The sequence below is a fragment of the Leisingera sp. SA32 genome (assembly GCF_056033425.1).
The window spans coordinates 128,894-151,808 of the sequence record NZ_JBVYHB010000011.1 but is presented as its reverse complement, the minus strand read 5'-3'; the positions used below and the strand labels follow the sequence as shown (position 1 = coordinate 151,808).

The window sequence follows — 22,915 nt, the reverse complement described above, 5'->3', positions numbered from 1 at the left end:
GACCAGATCCATGACGTCCGGCTGGGTCTCCGCCGCTGCCAGCAGCTCCGGCTCAAAGGTGATCTGCGCCGCCTCGTCGCGCTCTGCCTCCAGCCGCCCGCGGCGTGCCATCAATTCGAACAACTGGCCTTCGACGATGACCAGCTGCGAGGCGAGCCCGGTCGCGTCGAGCCGGATCAGCGTGTCGCCCTCGGCCACGGTGTCGCCCTCGTCGACCAGAATCTCGGCCACGATGCCGCCGTCCAGATGCTGCACCACCTGACGGTTGCGGTCGACCTCGATGCGCCCCGAGGCCACCACCGCGCCGGAAATCGACGACATCACGGACCAGGTGCCAAAGCCGCCGACCAGCACCAGCAGGGTCAGCAGCCCCAAGATCAGCGGCCGCCGCGCGGACCATTGGTTTGCGGGGGTCATCGCACACCTCCGGTGCCGGTGGACTGGCGGATGTTCTGATGGTTGGCGACCATTTCCTGCAACACCTTGTCTTTGGGGCCAAAGGCCGTCTGGGTGCCCTGATCGACCACCAGCAGCATGTCGCATTCCTGAATTGCCGCCGGACGGTGCGCCATGATCAGTACCGAGCGCCCCTCGGCCTTGATCTGCTTGATCGCTTGGTTCAGCGCGATCGAGCCTTCGTTGTCGAGGTTCGAGTTGGGTTCGTCCAGGATCACGATCACCGGATCGTCGTAGAGCGCCCGCGCCAGGCCCACCCGCTGCATCTGCCCGCCCGACAGCCGCCCCCCGGAAGCGGTGACGCGGGTGTCATAGCCCTCGGGCAGTTTCAGGATCATCTCATGCGCGGCGGCCTTGCGCGCGGCGGCGACCACCTTTTCGGGATCGGGGTCCTGTTGCAGGCGGGCGATGTTCTGGGCGATGGTACCGTCGAACACCTGAATGCGCTGCGGCAGATAGCCGATGTGGCCGCCCAGCACATCCGGCGCATATTGGTCCAGCGCCGCCCCGTCGAGCCGCACCGAGCCCGCCGCCGGCCGCCAGACGCCCGTCAGCGCCCGCGCCAGGGTCGACTTGCCCGCGCCCGAGGGCCCGATCACGCCGATCGCCTGGCCCGGCTGGACCCGGAAATTCACGTTGCGCAAGAGGGGTGTCTTGCCCCCCGGCGGCACCACCGCCATGCCCTGAACCTCCAGAAGCGCCTTGGGCTTGGGCAGCGCCGTGCGCGCGGCCTCTTCCGGCACCTTGTCCAAGAGCTCGGCCAGGCTGTGCCAGCCCTTCAGCGCCCGCTGCACCATCCCCCACTGGCCCAGGCCCAGCTCGATCGGCGCCAGGGCACGGCCCATCAGGATGGAGCCTGCGATCATCGCACCGGGCGTCACCTCGCCCTGCAGCACCAGATAGGCCCCCAGCCCCAGCATCGCCGACTGCAGGAACAGCCGCAGCGTCTTGGTCAGCGTGGTGAAACCGCCGCCGGTGTCATTGGCGGTCACGCTGTCCGCCAGCGCCGCATCGCGGGCCTGCTTCCAGCGCGCAAAGGAGGCGCCACGCATGCCCATCGACTGGATCATCTCCGCCTCGGTGCGAATTTCTTCGGACATGAGGTTGGCCTTGTGGCCGGTCATGTTGGCCTTCTGCATCGGCAAACGCGTGAACATCTGGTTCATCACCGCAATCAGCACCAGCACCGCGCCGCCCGCCACCGCCAGCACTCCCAGCCAGGGATGGAACAGCGCAATGCCCGCCAGGAAGACCGGCGTCCAGGGCAGGTCGAACGCCGCGGCCAGCACCGGCGAGGATATCAGCCGTTGCACCGATTCCAGATCGCTGAGGCCAGTCTGCGCGGTCTGGTCCTGCGCCACCGCAGAGCGGCGGATCATCGCATCGAACACCCGCCGGTCCAGCGCCGCCTGAAACCGCGCCCCGACCCGCGCCATGATCCGGCCACGGGCGTAGTCCAGCAGACCCATCATGCCGTAGAGAAACACCACCAGCAGCGACAGCGCCAGCAGCGTCGCCTCCGAGCGGCTGCCCAGCACCCGGTCATAGACCTGCATCATGTACAAGGGGCCGGTCAGCATCAGCAAGTTCACGAAGAAGCTGAACATCCCGACAGACCAATAGAGCCCGCGGCTCTGCCGCCGCACGCTTCGCAGCTCGTCATAGCCGTTCTTATAAATGCTTTTAATCATGGTCAGACTGCAATAGTGGTTCCTTGGCCTCAGGTCAGGGCTATTTGTACCAGTTCTGGCGGAAGGCAGGTAAAAAAATGTAATCAGACTGGAAAACGGCCGAAAAGCTCTTATTTAGCCTCTGTTGCGCCGGTTCCGCACCAATTGGACACTTATCCGAATGCCCTTCACGTTGCGACTACTTAAATTCCCAGCGGCGCTGATTTTGGCGGCGTTTGCCGCCGGCTGCGCCACCCAGGATCCGGTGGCCCGCAGCGCGGGGGAGGTTTTTGACCCCTACGAGGGCACCAATCGCGCTGTCCACGGTTTCAATCGCGGTGTCGACCGGCTGGTGTTCCGTCCCGCCTCCAAAGGCTATGTGGCCGTGGTGCCGCCGGATATGGTGACCAGCTTTGGCCTGTTCGCCGAAAACCTGTCCATGCCGGGCCAGGCGGTCAACGCACTGTTGCAGGGCGATCTGAAAACGACGGGCGTGGCCCTGTCGCGCTTCGTCATCAATTCGATCTTCGGCATCGGCGGGCTGGGGGATCCGGCCTCGGATTTCAACATTTCCGCCGTGGATACCGATTTTGGCGAAACGTTGCATGCCTGGGGTGTCGGCGAAGGCGCCTATGTGGAACTGCCGCTGCTTGGCCCCTCGACCAGCCGTGATGCCGCCGGTATCGCGGTGGACTTCGTGCTGAACCCCCTCGGCTATGTCGAGCAGAATACCGCCAAAAATGTCAGCATCTACGCTGAGATCGTGCGGCGGATGGGGGATCGTGGCAATTATTCCGACACCATCGACTCGATTCTCTACGAGAGCGCCGACAGCTATGCCCAGTCGCGCCTGATCTACCTGCAAAACCGCCGCTTTGAGCTGGGCGACGGGGCTGAGATCAAGGAAATCGACCCGTTCGACCTGGATACTGAAGGATTCTGAATGATGCACCGCCGTACTTTCCTGTCCTCCCTGCCCGCCGGGGCCGTCGCGGTTCTGGCCGCCCCGCAGGCGCTGTGGGCGCTGACCGAAAACCGGGCCAGCACGCTGATCAACAGCCTGGTCGGTGACATCAACCGGGTGATCGAGTCCGGCAAGGGCGAAAGCGCCATGTTCCGCGAGTTCGAACGGATCTTCGCGCGCTACAGCGACACCTCCTACATTGCCGCCTACGCGCTGGGTGTGGATGGCCGCCGCGCCAGCACGGCCCAGAAACGGGCGTTCTCCAACGCGTTCCAAAGCTACATCGCGCGCAAATACGGCAAACGATTCCGCGAATTCATCGGCGGCAAGCTGGAGGTCAAGGGCGTCAAGAAGGTGAAGAAGTGGTATGAGGTCAGCACGATCGCCTACCTCAAGGGTCAGTCGCCGTTTGAAGTCACCTTTCTGGTCTCGGACCGTTCCGGCAAGGATCTGTTCTTCAACATGTTCATCGAGGGCGTAAACCTCTTGCTGACCGAACGCACCGAAATCGGCGCGATTCTGGACAGCAAGGGCGGCGACATCGACGCGCTGATCGCTGAGCTGAAGCGCCAGGGATGAGCCGTCACCACGGCCCCGCGCCTGACGGCACGACACAGGCTAAGAGGAAGGCTCCCGGTGCGGAGCCTTTTTCGTTGTCAGCCCTTTTCACCTGCTGGCCACGATGGCGGCAATTCCGCACGGCTCCGCAGCACAGCAGCTTGCACGGGACTGCGCTCTGCCTGCGTTTCAGGCGCACGCCGCACCGCAGGTGCGGCGCCGGGCCCAACGGGCGACAGCGTCCCGCAGGGGCGCCAAGCCGGGCGGGAGCCGCTGCCTGCCCCCTGCCCGCCCCTGACGAGGCGGGCGCGGACAATCAGTTGCCGAGTATGTCGCGCAGGATGTTGTCGACGGCGCGGCCCAGTTCCTGGCCAAGGTTCGGCCCCTGCCGCTGGCGACGCTCGCGGCGGGTAGGCTGCGGCGGCGGTGCGATCGGCGCGGGCTCCAGCATCGGCAGCGGCTTTGGTGTCAGCCCCTCATGCACCCGCACCATGGTCTCGCGCCAAATCTCGGCCGGCAGGCCGCCGCCCGTCACCCCGGTCAGCGGCGTGTTGTCATCATAGCCCATCCAGACGCCCGCCACGTAATCGGCGGTAAAGCCGATGAACCAGGCGTCCTTGGCCGCCGACGTGGTGCCGGACTTGCCCGCGGCCTGCCAGCCCGGGATCTGCGCGCGGCGGCCGGTGCCCTCTGCGATCACCTTTTCCATCATCCAGACCAGCTGCTGCGCCGCCTCCTTGCGCACCACCCGTTCGCCGATGCCGCCGCTGGCCCCCATCAGCGCCTCGCTGTCGGCCACCAGTTTCAGCTCGTTCACGCCATAAGGCGTCACCGAAGAGCCGCCGTTCAGGATACCCGCATAGGCGCCAGTCATCTCCAGCAGCGTGCTTTCCGAGGCCCCGAGCGCCAGCGCCGGTCCCGCCGCCAGATCGCTGTCGATGCCAAAATCGCGGGCCACCCGGCTGACCTTGTCACGGCCCACCGCCTCGGAGAGCTTGACCGCCGGCACGTTGAGCGAGTCCCGCAAAGCCCGCGCCAGGGTCACTTCGCCATAGAACTTGCGGGTATAGTTTTCCGGGCACCACTGGCCAGAGCCGGGAATCTTCATGCAGTATCTCGCGTCCAGCACCCGGTCATACGGCGAATAGCCCAGTTCCAACGCCGTGGCATAGACAAAGGGTTTGAAGGCTGAGCCGGTCTGCCGGTTGGCCTGGGTCGCACGGTTGAACACGCCGCTGACGCGGGTCTTGCGACCGCCCACCATCGCGCGCACCGCGCCGTCGGCGCTCATCACCACGATGGCGGCCTGCGCCTTGGAGCCTTCGCGGACCTTGTTCTCAAAGACGTATTTCAGCGCTTCCTCTGCGGCGCGCTGCAAGCGTTGGTCCAGGGTCGAGCGGATCACCACGTCCTCGGTGGTCTGGTCGCCCAGGAAATCGGGAATGCTGTCCATCACCCAATCGGCAAAATACCCGCCCGCCCGCGCGGCCGCGGCTTCGCTCAGCCCGGCCGGGTTGTTCTGGAACTGGGTCATTTCCGCGGTGGTCAGGTAGCCCTGCTCCCGCATCAGCCGCAGCACTGTTGCCGCCCGGTCCTGCGAGCGCCGCAGGTCGTTGGTCGGGGCCAGCGTCGAGGGCGCGGTCAGAAGCCCCGCCAGCATCGCGCCCTCGGCCGGGTTCAGCTGGTTGGCGGATTTGCCGAAATAGCGTTGCGCCGCGGCCTCGGCGCCGTAGGCCCCACCGCCCATGTAGGCGCGGTTCATGTAGATCGAGAGGATCTCGTCCTTGGTGTATTTCGCCTCCATCGCCAGTGCAAAGATCGCCTCTGTGCCCTTGCGCCAGAGCGAGCTCTTGCGGCAGTCCGCCTCATAGGCGCGTTCGCTCTTCCATTCTGTTGGGTCATACATCCGCCCCAGACACAGCAGCTTGGCCGTCTGTTGCGTGATGGTGGAGCCGCCATGCCCCGACAGCGGCCCGCGGCCTTCGCGCAGGTTGATGCGGATGGCACTGGCGACCCCGCGCGGCGAAATGCCGAAATGGCGATAGAAGCGCTTGTCCTCAGTGGCGACGATGGCGTTTTTCAGATGTGGCGAGACCGTGTCGGCGCGCACCACGCCGCCGAACTGATCGCCACGCCAGGCAAAGACCTCGCCGTTGCGGTCCAGCAGCGTCACGGACCCGCGGGCGCGGCCATCCAGATAGGCCGAGACCGCGGGCAATTTGGCGTATTGGAACGCCACCGCCAGCCCCACCAGCAAACAGGCCACCATGCCGATGCGCCAGGTGAAGCCCCAGACCAAGCGGAACGCCCAGACGAACGGCGCCAACAACAGGCCGATGACCCCGCGCTTTTTCCTGACCGGCCTCGGCGCGCGCTTTTTGCGGCCGAACAGGCGCAGCAGGCTGAACGCCCCCCCGCGCTTGGCAGCCGCCTTCTTGCGCACAGGAGTCTTGCTTGCGGCCGTCTTGCGCTTGCCGCCCGCAAGATTTCGCTTGTCTGCCACCAAAGGCTTGCGCCCGGATCCTTGTGCCATGTCGATGTCCTGCCCGGTTTTCCCGTTTGCGCCGACCATACCTCGCCCGACCGGGAATGTAGAGGGGGCAGGGGCCGCGCCGCACCCCTTTTCCAGATGTCCGGTTTTTAGGCGACCGCCCCAAAAGGCGCGAAATTTTTGTGCGCCCGGCGCGGTTCACGCGGAAACCTGCTCCCAATTTATAGGCACGACTCGGCCCAGCGTCTTTTCTGCAGATGCAAACGCGCCTGACAGCTGCCCCCAGACGGACAGCACCTGGGGGCAAACACGGGACGATAACTGGGCAGACCAAGGGGTACTGAGATGAAGATGATCGTAGCCGCCATCAAGCCCTTCAAGCTGGACGAGGTCCGCGAGGCGCTGACCGGACTGGGCGTCAGCGGGTTGATGGTGAATGAAATCAAGGGTTTCGGCGCGCAAGCGGGCCATACCGAAATCTATCGCGGGGCGGAATACGAAGTGAATTTCGTACCCAAGGTGAAGCTGGAACTGGTGGTGCCGGATGAGCTGGCCGAGCCCGCCGTCAGCGCCATCGCGGAAACCGCCCGCACCGGCAAGATCGGTGACGGCAAGATATTTGTTCTGGATGTGGAACAGGCTGTGCGGGTGCGCACCGGCGAAACCAACCTCGAGGCGCTGTAAGCGCCCGCCATGGAGGAAAGACTTATGAAGAACCTGAAACTCCCCTTTGCGGCGCTGGCGCTGGCCGCCCTGCCGGGCCTTGCGCTGGCCCAGGACGGCCCGGCACCAGGGGTGAACCCGGCCACCGACACTGTGTTCATCCTGAATTCGCTGCTGTTCCTGATCGGCGGCTGCCTGGTGTTCTGGATGGCGGCCGGTTTTGCCATGCTGGAAGCGGGGCTGGTGCGCTCCAAGAACGTGACCATGCAGCTGACCAAGAACATGGCACTGTTTTCGCTGGCGGCGGTTTTCTATTACCTGATCGGCTATAACCTGATGTATCCGCTGGGCAACTGGGCGATGGACGGGGTTCTGTCCGGCGTCTTCGGCCCCGGCGTGCTGGAAGCGGTGGGCATCACCGCGGATGCAGCGGATGACTATTCCTACGCCTCCACCGGCTCGGACTTCTTCTTTCAGCTGATGTTCTGTGCGGCCACCGCCTCGATCGTGTCGGGCACCCTGGCCGAGCGCATCAAACTCTGGCCTTTCCTGATCTTCACCGTGATCCTGACCGCCATCATCTACCCGCTGCAGGCCAGCTGGAAATGGGGCGGCGGCTTCTTGGACCAGATGGGTTTCCTGGACTTCGCAGGCTCCTCCGTCGTGCACTCCGTCGGTGGCTGGGCAGCCCTGACCGGCGCGCTGATCCTCGGCCCGCGCATCGGCAAGTACAAGGACGGCAAGACCATCCCGATGCCCGGCTCCAACCTGGCGCTGGCGACACTTGGCACCTTCATCCTGTGGATGGGCTGGTTCGGCTTCAACGGCGGCTCGCAGCTGGCGATGGGCACCGTCGGTGACGTGGCCGACATCTCCCGGATCTTTGCCAACACCAATGCGGCCGCCGCAGGCGGTGCCGTGGCGGCGCTGGTGCTGACCCAGCTGCTGTTCAAAAAACCCGATCTGACGATGATCCTGAACGGTGCGCTGGCCGGCCTCGTGTCGATCACTGCCGAGCCGCTGACCCCGACCCTGGGCGTGGCCACCCTGATCGGCGCCATCGGCGGTATCATCGTGGTCTTCGCGGTGCCCTTCCTCGACAAGCTGAAGATCGACGACGTGGTCGGCGCCATCCCGGTCCACCTGATCTGCGGCATCTGGGGCACCATCGCGGTTGTGCTGTCCAACCCCGATGCCTCGCTCATGGTCCAGCTGACCGGCATCGTGGTCATCGGCGTGTTCACCGTCATCGCCTCCGCGGTTGTCTGGCTGATCCTGCGGGCCACCACGGGTATCCGGGTCGACGAGGAAGACGAGGTCAACGGCCTGGACATGGCGGAGCTGGGCATGGAAGCCTACCCCGAGTTCTCGCCGAGCTGAGACTGACGGTCCTCGCAAAACGCTCCGCGCGGCGCCTGTTTCAGGCGCCGCGTTTTTTCGTCCTGGCAGTTGCGGCGCAGCGCCAAAGGTTTTGGAGAACTTTTGGCGAGATTTTTCGGTAAAAATTCTGTGCGGGATACAAAAAAACGCGCCCGGCAGAGGGGCGCGTTTTCATGTTTACAGATCTGAAGGCCGCGGCTCAGACGCCGACGTCGACGATCGCCTTGGCCAGCACCGGCACGGTCTGCGCGTTAAGGCCCGCGATGTTCAGGCGGCTGTCGCCCACCATGTAGATGCCACTGTCGACGCGCATCTTCTCCACCAGCTCCGGCGTGGTGCCCAAGAGCGAGAACATGCCACGGTGCTGGGCGATGAAGCCGAAGCGATCCGAACCGGTCAGGCGCTGCAGTTCATCGGCCAGTTGCTGGCGCAGGGCCAGCATGCCCAGCCGGGTTTCCTCCAGCTCAGCGGCCCAATCGGCGCGCAGCGCCTCGTCGTTCAGGATCATGGTCACCAAGCGCGCGCCGTGGTCCGGCGGGAAGGAATAGTTCTGCCGGTTCAGGAAGGCCAACGTGCCCTGGTTCAGCGCCTGCGCGCCCTTGTCCTGGCTCACCGCCATCAGCAGGCCGGTGCGCTCACGGTAGATGCCGAAATTCTTCGAGCAGCTGGCCGCGATCAGCACCTCGGGGCAGCCGGCGGCAACCAGGCGCACGCCCTTGGCGTCCTCGTCCAGACCATCGCCAAAGCCCTGGTAGGCGATGTCAATCATCGGGATCAGACCGCGATCGTTCAGAAGCGCGATGACCTCTTTCCACTGGGTCTCGTTCAGGTTGGCGCCAGTCGGGTTGTGGCAGCAGCCATGCAGCAGCACCACGTCGCCCTTTTGCGCGCCCTTCAGATCCTCGATCATGCCATCGAAATCCACGCCGCGCGTTTCGCGGTCGAAATAGCGATAGGTGACCGTCTCGATACCGACATATTTCAGGATCGAGATGTGGTTCGGCCAGGTCGGGTCCGACACAAAGACCCGCGCCTTGGGGTTGGCCATGCGGATCATCTCAAACGCCTGGCGCACCGCGCCGGTGCCGCCGGGGGTGGCGGCCGCGGCGATGGTCTCCCGCGCGACCGCATCGCCCAGGATCAACCCGATCATCGCATCCGCATAGGCCGGATCGCCAGCCAGGCCGGTATAGGCCTTGGTGGTCTGCTCTTCCCACAGCTTGTGCTCCGCCGCCTTGATCGCGCGCATCACCGGGGTGACGCCCTCGGCGTTCTTGTACACGCCAACGCCAAGGTCGACCTTGTCCGCGCGCGGATCGTCACGGTACATCTGCATCAGTGCCAGGATCTTGTCGGCTGGCTGGGATTTCAGGGTTTCGAACATCAGGTCTCTCCGGTTGCAACGGGAAGGGTCGGGAAGGCACCCCACTCCGCCCAGGAGCCGTCATAAAGCGCGTGATCGGTCTTGCCGATCCGCTCCATGGCCAGGCTGAGGACGGCGGCGGTGACGCCCGAACCGCAGGTGGTGATGGCGGGTTTGTCCAGATCGACCCCGGCCGCGGCAAAGGCAGCGCGGATGCCGTCGGCGTCCTTCAGGGTGCCATCCGCTCTCAACAGGGTCGCAAAGGGAACATTCTTGGAGCCGGGGATATGGCCCGCGCGCAAGCCTTCCCGCGGCTCTGGCTTGTCGCCGCGGAAGCGCTCCGCGGACCGCGCGTCAATGATTTCATGATCGCCCAGCTTGGCCGCGGCCGACACCTGGGTGACATCACGCAGCAGCTGGTTCTGCACCCGCACCGTCATATGACGGTCGCGGATCACCGGTGGCAGGTCTTCGACCGGGTGGCCCTCGGCCTGCCATTTCGGCAAGCCGCCGTCGAGCACCGCGACATTGCTCTGCCCCATCAGCCGGAACATCCACCAGACACGGGCGGCAGAAAACAGCCCCTTGCCGTCATAGATCACCACCTGATGGCCATCGCCCACGCCCATGGCGCGCAGTCGCGACATGAACTTCTCCACCGGCGGCATCATGTGTGGCAGGTCGGACCGATGGTCGGAAATGTCTTCTATATCGAAAAAACGTGCGCCGGGGATGTGGGCGGCCTCGTATTCCGCCCGCGGGTCGCGGCCGTCCTGCGGCAGATACCACGAGGCGTCCAGGATCCGCAAATCCGGGTCCTTCAGATGAGCAGCCAGCCAGCCTGTGGACACAAGCGTTTTCGGATCATCCAGCATCGAAGCGTCTCCCTGTCAGCGTTGGCGCCATGCGTACAGCTGCCAGCTGAGCGGTGCAAGCCATCCGCGGCTTTTACGCTCTGTTACAAAAATGTTGCGAGCATGAAGCAAGCACGCGATAACATGTGCACTCATTCACCGGCCACTTTTATAACGGCCAGGGCATAGGCGTCTTTGATGGTAAGTTTGCGCATTTTTATTGCGAGCCTCGCGGCAGCCTTTTCCCTGAGCGGCCAGCTCGCGGCCCATGAGGACTGCGCGCGGATCGGAGAAACCTGCATCCCGGCCAGCGACCACAAGTACCAGCTGCGGATCGGCCCGCAGACCCCGACGCTCGACAGCCTGCAACAGCTCCACGACGTGCAAGATCTGACACTGATGGCGGAACTGCGCTACGACCAACCGCTGGACCTGACCCCCCTGTTGGACCTGCCCAATCTGGAAAAGCTGGCACTGGTTGGCATTCACACCGCCGACCTCGCGCCGCTGGCTCAGCTGACGACGCTGAAGCGCCTCAGCCTCGACTCCGTTTCCGCGCCGGATTTCACGCCGCTGGCCACCCTGTCCGACCTCGAGCATCTGTCGATTTGGGGCGTCGACACGGTCACCGATCTGGACTTTGCCCGTGGTCTGCGCCGCCTGCAAAGTCTGAACATCGCTGGCACCGGTGTCACCGATCTGTCGCCCCTCTCAGGCCTCGACACGCTGGAGATTTTTCTGGCATTCGACACCGGCATCACCGACCTGTCCCCCCTGGCGGCGTCCAATCTGCGGGTGGCCTGGATCTCTAACTGCCCGGTGCGCAATCTGACACCGCTGGCGGCCTCCTCCCGTCTGGAGATGTTACGGGCCGACGGCACCCGACTGCAGACGTTGGATGGCCTGGAGGGGAAGGCGGGTTTGCAAACCGTGATCCTTTCCGGCACCCCGGTGGCGGATCTCGGCCCGCTGTCCGGGGCTAGTGCCTTGCGCGAACTGGCGCTGGAGGACACGCAGGTGCGGGAGTTGTCGCCGCTGTCCCAGCTGCGCGCGTTGCGCAAACTGAAACTGAACGGAACCCCGGTGACCAGCCTCGCTCCACTGGCAGGCATCGGCATACAAGAGCTTTCGGTGACCGACAGTGCCCTTGGCAGTCTCGCGGGTGTGCAGAACCTGCCGTATTTGCGGGATTTCAACATCTCCGGCACCGATGTTGCCGACCTGTCACCCTTGGCAGGATTGAAACACCTGGCGATTCTGCGCGCCGTCGGATTATCGCCCCAGACGCTGAGGCCTGTGGCGGACCTCGAGAGCCTGCGCATCGTCCTTACCGGGGCGGATCAGGCCAATCACAGGCGTCTGCTGGGGCGGGAACAAATACGCAGCTTTTTCGCCGCGGCACCCTGACCATTACGGACCCAAAAGGCACCGCGCGCAGCCCGGCCGTGTCTCTTTCTGGTCAAAAGCACTCTGGGTGAATTGAATTGGCCGCAGGCCAAGAGGGCAGCGCCCTCCCTGTCGCAGATGCAGCCTCAGCGCGCATCTTTCAGCAGGCGCTGCTTCTGGCGGCCCCAGTCGCGCTTGGCCTGGGTTTCGCGCTTGTCGTGCAGTTTTTTGCCCTTGGCGATGCCCAGCTTGATCTTGGCACGACCCTTGTGGTTGAAATAAATCACCAGCGGCACAAGCGTCATGCCCTTGCGCTGGGTAAGATTCCACAGGTCTGCCAGTTCCTTGCGCGACACCAGCAATTTGCGGCGGCGGCGTTCCTCATGCTTGAACACCTTGGCCTGCGCGTAGGGCGGGATATAGGCATTCACCAACCACAGTTCGCCATCTTCCACGGCGGCATAGCTGTCGGCGATATTGGTCCCGTTGCCGCGCAGCGCCTTGACCTCGGACCCCTCCAGCACGATGCCGCATTCGATATCGTCCTCGATCGCATAATCGAAGCGCGCGCGGCGGCTTTCGGCGATCACCTTGTAGTTCGGGTCTGATGTCTGCTTTTTCTTGGCCATGGGAGGCAGATGTAAGGCGGCTGGGCGGCGGGCGCAAGGTGGCGCATCACGCCTTGGCGCTGCGCAGCAACGTAAACACACCACTGCACACGATCACCGCGCTGCCCATCAGCGTCAGCACATCCGGTTGCTCGCCGAAAACCAACACGCCCAGCACCATGGCAAAAATCAGCCGCGTGTATCGGAACGGCGCAATCACCGCGATTTCGCCCGCGCGCATCGCGCCCGACAGGGCGTTATAGGCGACCACCCCGATCACCGTGGCACCGGCAAGGTCCAACCACTGTCGCGGTGCGGGCCAGGTGGCCCCGCCGGTCCAACCCAGCGCCAAGGTGCCCGCCACCACCAGCATGGCAAAGCCCAGAAACCCCAATTGGCTGTTGCGCATGTCCGCAGGTGCCGCGCGGGTGGCCAGATCGCGGCCCGCAAAGCCCAACGTGCCTGCCACAGCAAACAGGGAGACGGGTTCAAATCCGCTCAGGCCCGGACGCAGGATCAGCAGCACGCCCAGGAACCCCAACCCGATCGCCAGCCAGCGCCGCCAGCCCACCGTCTCGCCGAAGAACACCACCGCCCCCGCCGCCACCACCAGCGGTGTGGCTTGCAAGATGGCCGACGCGGACGACAGCGGTGTCAGCGCAATCGCCAGCGTAAAACAGAGCCGGCCAACCACCTCCGCACCCGAGCGCCACAGCATCGGGCGCGTGCCAAAGCCCGGATGCCACGGGGCATGACCTTGAGCACGCGCCATCGCAGCAAAGATCACCATACCCCCCAGTCCGAACAGGATCAGGATCTGCCCCACGGGCAGGCCACGGGCAGCCGATTTGATAAACATGTCCTCCAGCGCAAAGGCGGCCATGGCCAGCACCATCAACAGGCTACCGCGTAGCGTATCCATGCAAAACCTTTCCCGGCGAGCGCTTCAATTCGGTGTCACGGTCACTTGGTAGGCCGCAGGCCGTTCATGCACAAGTGAAGGATGTTACCCGGGCTGCGGCAGAACCGCCTGACGGTAGTGATGCATGTTGAGAAACACCGCGCCGCTGTCGCCGCTGCGGTAGCCGTGCGGCTGGTCGGCGGCAAAGCGCAGCCCCTGCCCCGCTTCCAGCGCCGTCCAGCTGTCATCGCGCAGCACCTCCATGCGGCCCTGCAACACATAGACCTCTTCGGTGACGCCCGCGTCATGGGGCTGCGACTGGTGGCACTGACCGGGGCGCAGCGACACCTGAAAGGTCTCTGCGCCCAGCAGGGGATCAAAGGGGAACACCATCTTGACCGCGATGCTGCCCGGGAACTGCACCGTCTCATACACCCCGTCCGCCGCCCCGGCAGGCCGCGTCGCCTGACCGATCAGCGCGGTCAGCGGCAGGTGGAAACCCTTGGCGATCTTCCACAGGGTGGCGATGGTCGGGCTTGATTCGCCGCGTTCGATCTGCCCCAGCATCGCCTTGCTGACACCGGTGGCCTCGGCCGCCTTCGACAGGCTCAGCCCCGCCGCGGTGCGAATGTCCCGCAGATTCAGGGGGATGTTGTCATCGCTCATCGTCGTTGCCCGCCCAGTGCCTTCGCCGTCAAATAACGCTTGTGCGTTATAGCGCACGCGTGCCAATGTGCGCTATAACGCACAAGCCACCCTACGCGAGCTGGCAGCCAAGGAAAACCCGCATGCTCAAGGATCTGAAGCTTTCGCATCTCGTTTCCGGCACGGTGGCGGTGCTGGTGGGCTATACCGGGTCCGTTGCCATCATCTTTCAGGCGATTGAGGCCGTGGGCGCCAGCCAGGCCCAGGCCAACAGCTGGATGCTGGCGCTAGGGCTGGGCATGGGGCTGACCGGTCTGACCCTGTCGCTGCTGTACCGGATGCCGATCCTGACCGCCTGGTCGACGCCGGGCGCGGCGCTGCTGGCGGTCAGCCTGCAAGGGGTGCCGATGGAGCAGGCGGTGGGCGCCTTCGTGTTCTGTGCAGCGCTGCTGGTTCTGACGGGGGTGACGGGCTGGTTTGCCGCGCTTTCGCGACTGATTCCCGACAGCCTGGCCAGCGCGATGCTGGCGGGCATCCTGTTCCAGTTCGGCCTGTCAGCCTTCACCGCGCTGCAAACGGACACCGCGCTGGTGGCAGTCATGGGTCTGACGTTCCTGATCGGTCGCCGCCTGTTCGCCCGCTACTGCATCCCCGCCGTGTTGGCAGCCGGGGTGCTGTACTGCGCCGCCAGCGGCAGCTTCGGCAGTTCGGAGGCGCTGGATCTCACACTGGCGCGGCCGGAATTTGTCATGCCCGCCTTTTCGCTGCCGGTGTTGATCGGCATCGGCTTGCCACTGTACATCGTCACCATGTCCTCGCAGAACATGCCCGGAATCGTAGCCCTGCGTGCCGCAGGATATGAACCGCCCGTCTCTGCCAGCCTCACGGTGACTGGTCTGGCCTCACTGCTGCTGGCGCCTTTTGGCGGCTTTGCCTTCAACCTCGCGGCCATCACCGCCGCCATCTGTGCCGGACCGGAGGCGGATGAGAACCCGAAGACCCGCTATCTGGCCGGGGTGATGACAGGGCTCGTCTACATTCTGGTGGGGCTGGGCGGAGCCACCGTCATCAGCCTGTTCCTGATCGCGCCAGCGGCGCTGATCGCGGCCGTGGCGGGGCTGGCGCTGTTGTCGACCATCGGCAACAGCCTGTCGGCGGCAGTGGCAGACCCGCAGGGCCGTGAGGCGGGGCTGGTCACCTTCATGACCACCGTATCCGGTATCAGCTTTGCCGGCATCGGAGCTCCGTTCTGGGCGCTGTTGCTGGGGCTTGCCGTGAATCACTGGCTGCACAGCCCCGCTCCAACCCAGCGCGGGTCTGACAGCACCAAAGAAAAAACACCGAACACTCCAAAACCGGCGCAAACTGCGCCATAAATTACGCCAAACACCCCCGACCGGTTGCCTTTATTGCGCAAATCGTGTCCCTAGGGCCAAATTCAAAGGGAAGCGCTCTCATGCCGATGTACCGATCCAGAACCTCCACCCATGGCCGCAACATGGCGGGCGCGCGCGGACTGTGGCGCGCCACCGGCATGAAAGATGATGATTTCGGCAAGCCGATCATCGCCATCGTCAACTCCTTCACCCAGTTCGTGCCGGGCCACGTGCACCTCAAGGATCTGGGCCAGATGGTCGCCCGCGAGGTCGAGGCGGCCGGCGGTGTGGCCAAGGAATTCAACACCATCGCGGTCGATGACGGCATCGCCATGGGCCATGACGGCATGCTGTACTCGCTGCCCTCACGCGAGGTGATCGCGGATTCGGTCGAGTACATGGTCAACGCCCACTGTGCGGACGCCATGGTCTGCATCTCCAACTGCGACAAGATCACCCCCGGCATGTTGATGGCGGCGATGCGGCTGAACATCCCGGCAATCTTCGTCTCCGGCGGGCCGATGGAGGCGGGCAAGATCGACATCGCCGATCTCGACATGAAGAAGATCGACCTGGTGGACGCCATGGTCGCAGCGGCGGATGACAAGTTCACCGACGCGCAAGTGAAACACATCGAGGAAAATGCGTGCCCCACGTGCGGGTCCTGCTCAGGCATGTTCACCGCCAACTCGATGAACTGCCTGGCCGAGGCGCTGGGGCTGGCGCTGCCGGGCAACGGTTCGACCCTGGCGACCCACGCCGACCGCAAGGAGTTGTTTCTGGAGGCCGGGCGCAAGATCGTGGAGATCACCAAACGTCACTATCAGGACGAAGAAAAAGGTTTCCTTCCGCGCGAGATCGCCACGTTCGAGGCATTTGAGAACGCGATGAGCCTGGATATCGCCATGGGCGGTTCCACCAATACCGTGCTGCACCTGCTGGCGATCGCCAACGAGGGCAAGGTGGATTTCACCATGGCCGACATGGACCGTCTCAGCCGCAGGGTGCCCTGCCTGTGCAAGGTCGCGCCGAACATCCACAACGTTCACATGGAGGACGTGCACCGCGCGGGCGGCATTTTCTCGATCCTGGGTGAACTGAGCCGCGCAGGGCTGCTGCACGAGGACTGCCACACTGTGCACACCCCGACCATGGGCGAAGCGATTGCCAAGTGGGACATCAAGGTGGCGGACAATCCGGCGGCCGAGGCGCTGTTCAAGGCGGCGCCGGGCGGCGTACGTACGACCCAGGCGTTCTCCCAGGCCAACCGGTACAAGGAGCTGGACACCGACCGCGAAAACGGCGTGATCCGCGCCAAGGAACATGCCTTCAGCCAGGACGGCGGGCTGGCGGTGCTGTTTGGCAATATCGCGCGGGACGGCTGCATCGTGAAAACCGCGGGCGTGGATGAACACATCCTGAAATTCACCGGTTCCGCCTACGTCTGCGAAAGCCAGGACCAGGCGGTGAACGACATCCTGACCGGCAAGGTCAAGGAAGGCGACGTGGTGGTGATCCGCTACGAGGGCCCGCGCGGCGGGCCGGGCATGCAGGAGATGCTCTACCCGACCTCCTACCTGAAGTCGAAGGGGCTGGGCAAAGCCTGTGCGCTGCTGACCGACGGGCGTTTTTCCGGTGGTACGTCGGGGCTGTCGATTGGCCATGTCTCGCCCGAGGCGGCCGAGGGCGGCGAGATTGGCCTCGTGCGCAATGGCGACACCATCGAGATCGACATCCCCAACCGCACCATTCACCTGGCGGTGTCCGACGACGAACTGGCTGCGCGCCGCGAAGAACAGGACGCCAAGGGCTGGAAACCCGCCGAGCCGCGCAAGCGCAAGGTGTCCAAAGCTTTGAAAGCCTATGCGCTACTGGCCACCTCCGCCGCCAAAGGTGCGGTGCGCGCCCTGCCCGACGAAGACTGAGCCCGGCGCCTTGCGGAACACCCAGACCCCGCCGCTCCCACAGCGGCGGGTTTTCTTCCGCCGCGCCGCATCTGCAACTGCTCCCCCCAAACCGGATCACGGGCCACACACAGGGCAAGGCCCGCCGGGGGGGGCAGACCCGCCCCTGAACCGCGTCTCAGCAGAAGTCCGGTGCCGCCATACGCTCCCCCCCCCGCTGTGGTGCACTGGCTGACGCCAGAACACCCTCGCGGCGTTTGGCGTGGCAGCATGCTGACGCATGCTGCGCCTCCGGCGGGAGTATTCCCGACCAGAAAGAACCGCGCGGCCGCGCCCTCAAAACGCCACGGCGCCGCGTCAGCGGCGCTGGGCCCAAGGCTGGGTGACGCATCTCTGATGCGGCGCCTCAGGCGCGGGAGAGCGCGGCTCGGGTCGGGGTCATTCGCCCAGTTTGGCGTGCACCTCGTCGAGGTCGATCTCCCCGACCGGCATCTTGTTGGCCGGGTTCTGGACGTCGTATTTGAACAGTTCAAAATCGCGTTTGTAGATCTCGTAGACCAGATGCATCGACAGGTCGTCGAAATAATCCTCCACCGGATGCGCGCGTTTGGGGCCGTGGCCTTCGCTTTCGTTGAACCGCGGGATCGTGGCGAGGTCCACCGCATTTGGCGTTTCGATCGCGTCCAGCACCTGCTGCATGCCGGTGTTGAAATCCTCGGTCCAGAAGATCCGGTTGTAGCGCCCGCCGTTGCGGATGAAGGTCGACACATGGCCCGACATTGCCGACCAATGGATGTCGGGATCCATCGGGCGACGCCAGCGGATGGTGTCGCGCACGAACAGCAGAAACCGGCGAAAGCTGGCGATCTGGTCGAACGGTTGCTTGCCGTCCTCGCCGCCGACCTCGATGCCGTAGTCATAGGTCAGCTTGGGCACCAGATTGCCGCGGTAGCGCTTGCCGTTGCGCTGGATGCCGCAGATCTTGTCGAAGAACGACGACAGGATGCGGGTATAGGGGTTGCGCACGCAGGTGAAGGCGTAAGACTGCTGGCCTTGCACGTTGCGGCTGATCGGCTCCTGGCTGTGCTCCTGCGCCCATTTGTGCAGCCCATCCGTGGAATCGTGGATGTCGCCGTCAAAGAAACGCCCATGATCGGAGTAGAACATGATCTGCCCGATGGTCGAACAGGCGCACTTGGGCACCACCCGGTACACCACGCTCTCACTTTCCGTCATCCAAGTGCCGGGAAACCCCATGCGCTGCCTTCTTTCTGTTGAGCTGCCAATCACCGAAGTAATGACACAAGATTACAAAAACCGGAACTATCTGGTTTATTCGCGGGAATTGCGCGCTTATCAAGATATACAATCAGGCAAGACAAGGCGGACCGTCGCACGCATGGCAAAAATCGCATACATCCTGCTGTGCCACAAAGACCCCGAGGCCATCATTCAGCAGGCTGAGCGGTTGACCGCGGTCGGCGACTGCATGGCCATCCATTTTGATGGTCGCGCCGCGGCGCAGGATTATCAGCAGATCCGCGCGGCGCTGGACGACAACCCCAACGTGACCTTTGCCGAAAAGCGGATCAAATGCGGCTGGGGGGAATGGTCGCTTGTGGAAGCCACGCTGCAGGCGCTGCGCAGTGCCATTGCGGCTTTTCCTCGCGCCACCCATTTCTATATGATGTCGGGCGACTGCATGGCGATCAAGACCGCCGAATACGCGCATCGCTTTCTCGACAGTCACGACACGGATTTCATCGAGAGTTTCGATTTTTTCGAGAGCAACTGGATCAAGACCGGCATGAAGGAAGACCGGCTGATCTACCGGCACTATTTCAATGAACGCAAGCACAAGCGTCTGTTCTACTTCTGTCATGATCTGCAAAAGCGGCTGGGGCTGCAACGCCGGATACCGGCCGACATTCAGGTGCAGATCGGCAGCCAGTGGTGGTGCCTGCGCCGACGCACCGTCGAGGCGCTGCTGGATTTTGTCGCCCAGCGGCGCGACGTGGTCCGGTTCTTCCGCACCACTTGGATCCCGGACGAGACGTTCTTTCAGACGCTGGTGCGGCACTTGATCCCGGAGGCGGAGATCGCGCCCCGGACCCTGACCTTTTTGATGTTCACCGACTACGGCATGCCGGTGAATTTCTACAACGACCACTATGACCTTCTGCTGAGCCAGGATTTCCTGTTTGCGCGCAAGATCAGCCCCGCAGCGCGCGAGCTGAAGTCGCGGCTGGGGCGGCTGTATGCAGCCGAGGGAGAGGCGTTCCAGATCTCGAACGAAGGTCGCAGCCTCTACGATTTCCTGACCCAGCGCGGCCGCGTCGGGCGGCGGTTTGCACCGCGGTTCTGGGAGACCGAAAGCAGTCTGGGGCGTGACCGCGAACTGTTGGTCGTGGTCTGCAAGAAGTGGCATGTCGCCAAGCGCCTGCTGGAGCACGTGCGACAGGCGTGCCCCATTCCCGCCGTCGAATACCTGTTTCACGAGGAAGACACGCCACTGCCGGACCTCGGGGGTATCCAGGCGGCGTTGCTGAAACGCGCCCGCCACCGTCGTGCGCTGCTGCGGATGCTGTTTGAGTATTACGAGACCGACAAGCTGATCATCTGCCTCGATCCTTCTGCGATCGAGTTGATGAACGACTTTCATTCCGACCGGTCCGCCACCCGGTTCCTGCACATCGACTGCGATTTCAGTGATACCTATCTGACCGGCCATGCCCAGCGGGTCGGGCTGGCAGGTGAGCGCACCCCGCCGCAAGCCCTGGAACGGCTGTTGCCGGCGATCCGCAACGACATCCTGCACGAGGCCGACAGCATCCGTGACGCCGGGTTCAGCCATCTGTTGCAGCTGCGCGAAAGCGCGGCACCAGAGGAGAACGCCGCGCAGCTGGCCCAGTTCCTGAACCTGCCGCACGACAAGGCGTTGCAGATCGCTGGCGCGGACCACCTGTTCACAGACTGAAATACGCGCCGGAACCAGCGGCGCGTATGTGGCAGCGCGCACCAAAAAAAGGCGCGCGCTGTCGGCGTCAGATTTCCACCTCGACCCGACCAATGGGGTTGGAGCAGCAGGCCAGGATATAGCCCGCCTCCACATCCTCGTCCGAGATCCCGCCGTTGTGGACCATATGCACCTCGCCCGCGGTTTTGCGCACCTTGCAGGTGCCGCAGATGCCAAAGGTGCAGCCCGACGGGATATTCAGCCCAGACGCCTTGGCCACCGCCAAAACCGTATCGGTCTGCGAACAGGTCGAGGTCACGCCGGAGGCCGCAAACAGGATTTCTGCCGCGGCGGTTTCCTCCGGCACGACATCGTCAAGCTCCGGTGCGTCTGCCGCGGTTTCCACCGGCGCGCCAAAGCTCTCCTGGTTGTAGTTCTCCATGTCGAAGCCCAGACCGTTCAGCATGTCACGCACCGCCTGCATGAAGGGGTCCGGTCCGCAGCAATAGACCTCACGCTCCAGGTAGTCGCCGGCGATCAGGCCCAGCATGATCTGGTTCAGCTGGCCGCGGTAGCCGGTCCAAACCTGATAGGGGTCGTCCTCCTCCACCACGAAGTGCAGCTTGATACCCGGCACCCTGGACGCCATGCTTTCCAGCTGCTGGCGGGCGATGATCTCGCTGGGGCGTCTGGCGCAGTTGATAAAGCAGATGTCGGGCAACTGGCCGCGGTCGAACAGATACTGCGTCATCGACAGACTGGGCGTAATGCCGGAACCTGCCGAGATGAAGAGGAACTTGCCGTTCGGGCGCTTGGGAAGGGTGAACAGCCCCGCCGGACCAGAGGCGCGCAGCATCATGCCCGGGCGCAGATGGTCCAGCATCCAGCGGGTGCCGATGCTGTCGGCCTGCGCCTTGACCGTGACCGAAATCGACAGCGGCCGCGAGGGCGAGGAGCTGATGGTATAGGTGCGCCAGACCGTTTCCCCCGGCACCGGCAGCTCCAGCGTCAGGAACTGGCCCGGCTGGTATTTGAACCACGCGCCGGAGGGTGCGCGGAAGCTGAAGGTGGCGGTGTTCGGCGCCTCCGGCACAACCGAGACGCATTCCAGCATCTCGTCGTCCTTCCACGCCATTGTTTCGTCCAGTGTTTCAAAGTTGGCTTGCAGTCCCATGGGCTTACTCCGCCGCGATCAGGTGGCGACCGGTCAGGGCGCGGGTCAGCTGCTGGGCGTACCAATTGGAGAACTGGATCACGCCGCTTTCCTGCGTCTGCGAATAGGGGCCGGGCTGATAGGCGGGCGAATTGATGCCACGCTGGTTGTCCTCGACCACGATGCGATCCTCGTCATTGGTGGCGATCCAGACCTCGGTCAGCCGCTTCAGGTCATAGTCCTGACCTTCGACCGCGTCCTTGTGCACCAGCCATTTGGTGCTGACTTCGGTCTCTGTCGGGCTGATCGGGGTCACGCGGAACACGATGGAGTGATCCGGCAGGAAATGGTTCCAGGTGGTCGGATAGTGGAATTTCAACAGCGTGCCCGCATCGGCAAAGGGCACCCGTCCCAGTGGCTTGGCCACCGCCGCCTTGCCGTCCATGGTATAGCTCTCGGCGCCCTCGTTCAGCGGCATCCGCGCCAGCCGGTGCTGACCGCGCCCGTCGATGCAAAACTGCGCCGGGCAGCCTGCCGCTTCGATCCGGTCAAAGTGCTTTTGAAGATGCGGCGGGGTCTCGCCCCCCTCCACCCCGGTGACAGAGGGGTCTTCGGGGAAGGTACGGCACAGCGCCGGGTGGTTGCCGCCGCAGTGATAGCACTCGCGGTTGTTCTCCCAGACCAGCTTCCAGTTGCCGTTCTCGATGATCGCGCTTTCGTAGGCGATCTTGGCATTGGCCAGGCCGTGCGGCTCCAGATAAGGACGGGCGACGTCGGCGAAGGCGTCGAAGTCCGGGGCCTCCTCCGCAAGACAGATATAGATCAACCCCGCCAGGTCGCGGCAATGCACCGGCTTCAGCCCGTGTTTGGAGGCATCGAAATCCGGCCCCATGTCACGTGCCCACAACAGAGAGCCGTCCAGCTCATAGGTCCACTGGTGGTAAGGGCAGACCAGCTTGGGCGCGTTACCTTTCTTGGCCTTGCACACCACCGAGCCGCGGTGGCGGCAGGAGTTGTGGAACGCGCGCACCACGCCATCGCTGCCGCGCACGATGATGACATTGTAGCTGCCGACCTGATGGGTCACGTAGTTGCCGGGTTTTGGCACCTCGCAGGCGGGAATGGCAAACAGCCACTCGCGGTAGAAAATCTGCCGCATGTCCAGATCCAGAACACCCGGATCGGTGTAGAACGCCTGTTCCAGAGAATGGTTCTCTTGACGGGCCATCAGCTTGGCCAGAATGTCGCTGTCCTGAAGCATCTGTCTCTCTCCTTCGCCGCAGCCCCGCGGCGGATTGGCTGGGGGCGGGCACGACGGGAGAGATTGCAGACCACACGCCCGCAACCGCCCTGCCGCCACCCGCGGTTGACGTTTCTGGCAAGGCTGGTTTCCGGACTGTCCGCGGCCGTCTGACCGGCGGGGCGTGGCACCTTCCCGAAGTTGCCTTCAGTGGTTTTCGCCAGGCCCGACACGGGGTCACCGTTGCGGGGGCAGTGCCGGAGTTTCACCAGCTTCCCAATTCTCCGCCCCGAAGGACGGCACCTTGCTGATGCGGAAACTGCCCGATTTGCGTGGCGCCATCGGAA

At 64.1% G+C, this 22,915-nt stretch carries 18 protein-coding genes, 1 pseudogene and 1 riboswitch; of the genes and pseudogenes, 8 read left to right on the top strand and 11 right to left on the bottom strand.

Annotated elements, in window-relative coordinates:
* Positions 1–417 (bottom strand): annotated as a pseudogene (locus AC0IPL_RS15860) (HlyD family type I secretion periplasmic adaptor subunit); the annotation flags it as partial.
* Positions 414–2,147, bottom strand: a complete 1,734-nt coding sequence (locus AC0IPL_RS15855; protein WP_474275508.1) for a type I secretion system permease/ATPase — start codon at positions 2,145–2,147, stop codon at positions 414–416. The gene AC0IPL_RS15855 and the pseudogene AC0IPL_RS15860, both read right to left, overlap by 4 nt.
* Before the next feature lie 160 nt (positions 2,148–2,307).
* On the opposite strand from AC0IPL_RS15855, the gene AC0IPL_RS15850 reads away from it, so the two are divergent.
* Both AC0IPL_RS15850 and AC0IPL_RS15845 read left to right on the top strand, forming a co-directional pair.
* Positions 2,308–3,069 carry an MlaA family lipoprotein gene (locus tag AC0IPL_RS15850; RefSeq protein ID WP_474275507.1) on the top strand — a complete coding sequence of 254 codons (762 nt, stop codon included), beginning with the start codon at positions 2,308–2,310 and terminating at the stop codon, positions 3,067–3,069.
* A gap of 3 nt (positions 3,070–3,072) precedes the next feature.
* A complete protein-coding gene (locus AC0IPL_RS15845; RefSeq protein WP_474275516.1) occupies positions 3,073–3,669 on the top strand; it encodes an MlaC/ttg2D family ABC transporter substrate-binding protein in 597 nt (198 codons plus the stop codon).
* 295 nt (positions 3,670–3,964) lie between these two features.
* Here the strand turns inward: AC0IPL_RS15845 and AC0IPL_RS15840 are convergent, their stop codons facing one another.
* Complete coding sequence (locus AC0IPL_RS15840) at positions 3,965–6,181, bottom strand: transglycosylase domain-containing protein (RefSeq protein ID WP_474275505.1); 2,217 nt, start codon at positions 6,179–6,181, stop codon at positions 3,965–3,967.
* 303 nt (positions 6,182–6,484) lie between these two features.
* On the opposite strand from AC0IPL_RS15840, the gene AC0IPL_RS15835 reads away from it, so the two are divergent.
* Positions 6,485–6,823, top strand: coding sequence for a P-II family nitrogen regulator (locus AC0IPL_RS15835; RefSeq protein ID WP_474275504.1), 339 nt, complete (start codon positions 6,485–6,487; stop codon positions 6,821–6,823).
* A gap of 24 nt (positions 6,824–6,847) precedes the next feature.
* Positions 6,848–8,182: an ammonium transporter gene (locus AC0IPL_RS15830; protein ID WP_474275502.1), complete on the top strand. Its 1,335-nt coding sequence runs from the start codon at positions 6,848–6,850 to the stop codon at positions 8,180–8,182.
* Between the two features lie 199 nt (positions 8,183–8,381).
* Here AC0IPL_RS15830 and AC0IPL_RS15825 read toward each other — a convergent pair whose 3' ends face one another.
* Positions 8,382–9,566: an amino acid aminotransferase gene (locus AC0IPL_RS15825; protein WP_474275500.1), complete on the bottom strand. Its 1,185-nt coding sequence runs from the start codon at positions 9,564–9,566 to the stop codon at positions 8,382–8,384.
* Positions 9,566–10,420, bottom strand: a complete 855-nt coding sequence (gene sseA, locus AC0IPL_RS15820) for a 3-mercaptopyruvate sulfurtransferase (protein ID WP_474275499.1) — start codon at positions 10,418–10,420, stop codon at positions 9,566–9,568. The genes AC0IPL_RS15825 and sseA overlap by 1 nt, the downstream gene beginning before the upstream one ends.
* A 177-nt stretch (positions 10,421–10,597) precedes the next feature.
* On the opposite strand from sseA, the gene AC0IPL_RS15815 reads away from it, so the two are divergent.
* On the top strand, positions 10,598–11,806 hold the full coding sequence (locus tag AC0IPL_RS15815; RefSeq protein WP_474275498.1) for a leucine-rich repeat domain-containing protein: 1,209 nt from the start codon (positions 10,598–10,600) through the stop codon (positions 11,804–11,806).
* 125 nt (positions 11,807–11,931) lie between these two features.
* Here the strand turns inward: AC0IPL_RS15815 and smpB are convergent, their stop codons facing one another.
* The 3 genes from smpB to AC0IPL_RS15800 form a co-directional block, all read right to left on the bottom strand.
* Positions 11,932–12,414: an SsrA-binding protein SmpB gene (gene smpB / locus AC0IPL_RS15810; protein WP_474275497.1), complete on the bottom strand. Its 483-nt coding sequence runs from the start codon at positions 12,412–12,414 to the stop codon at positions 11,932–11,934.
* Positions 12,415–12,460: 46 nt separating this feature from the next.
* Positions 12,461–13,315 carry a DMT family transporter gene (locus AC0IPL_RS15805; protein WP_474275496.1) on the bottom strand — a complete coding sequence of 285 codons (855 nt, stop codon included), beginning with the start codon at positions 13,313–13,315 and terminating at the stop codon, positions 12,461–12,463.
* A gap of 84 nt (positions 13,316–13,399) precedes the next feature.
* Positions 13,400–13,960: a helix-turn-helix domain-containing protein gene (locus tag AC0IPL_RS15800; protein ID WP_474275495.1), complete on the bottom strand. Its 561-nt coding sequence runs from the start codon at positions 13,958–13,960 to the stop codon at positions 13,400–13,402.
* Positions 13,961–14,082: 122 nt separating this feature from the next.
* On the opposite strand from AC0IPL_RS15800, the gene AC0IPL_RS15795 reads away from it, so the two are divergent.
* Both AC0IPL_RS15795 and ilvD read left to right on the top strand, forming a co-directional pair.
* Positions 14,083–15,315, top strand: coding sequence for a benzoate/H(+) symporter BenE family transporter (locus AC0IPL_RS15795; RefSeq protein WP_474275494.1), 1,233 nt, complete (start codon positions 14,083–14,085; stop codon positions 15,313–15,315).
* Positions 15,316–15,395: 80 nt separating this feature from the next.
* Positions 15,396–17,240 carry a dihydroxy-acid dehydratase gene (ilvD, locus tag AC0IPL_RS15790; RefSeq protein ID WP_474275492.1) on the top strand — a complete coding sequence of 615 codons (1,845 nt, stop codon included), beginning with the start codon at positions 15,396–15,398 and terminating at the stop codon, positions 17,238–17,240.
* Between the two features lie 417 nt (positions 17,241–17,657).
* Here ilvD and AC0IPL_RS15785 read toward each other — a convergent pair whose 3' ends face one another.
* Entirely contained in the window at positions 17,658–18,476 is an 819-nt protein-coding gene (locus AC0IPL_RS15785) for a sulfotransferase family protein (RefSeq protein ID WP_474275491.1), read from the bottom strand.
* A gap of 142 nt (positions 18,477–18,618) precedes the next feature.
* Here AC0IPL_RS15785 and AC0IPL_RS15780 point away from each other — a divergent pair, with 142 nt between their 5' ends.
* Positions 18,619–20,196, top strand: coding sequence for a DUF5928 domain-containing protein (locus tag AC0IPL_RS15780; RefSeq protein ID WP_474275490.1), 1,578 nt, complete (start codon positions 18,619–18,621; stop codon positions 20,194–20,196).
* 67 nt (positions 20,197–20,263) lie between these two features.
* On the opposite strand, the gene AC0IPL_RS15775 is transcribed toward AC0IPL_RS15780, so the two are convergent.
* Together AC0IPL_RS15775 and AC0IPL_RS15770 are read right to left on the bottom strand one after the other, a co-directional pair.
* Positions 20,264–21,349: an FAD-binding oxidoreductase gene (locus tag AC0IPL_RS15775; protein WP_474275489.1), complete on the bottom strand. Its 1,086-nt coding sequence runs from the start codon at positions 21,347–21,349 to the stop codon at positions 20,264–20,266.
* 4 nt (positions 21,350–21,353) lie between these two features.
* Positions 21,354–22,589 carry an aromatic ring-hydroxylating oxygenase subunit alpha gene (locus tag AC0IPL_RS15770; RefSeq protein WP_474275488.1) on the bottom strand — a complete coding sequence of 412 codons (1,236 nt, stop codon included), beginning with the start codon at positions 22,587–22,589 and terminating at the stop codon, positions 21,354–21,356.
* A gap of 104 nt (positions 22,590–22,693) precedes the next feature.
* A riboswitch (cobalamin riboswitch) is annotated at positions 22,694–22,890 on the bottom strand.
* Positions 22,891–22,915 lie beyond the last annotated feature (25 nt).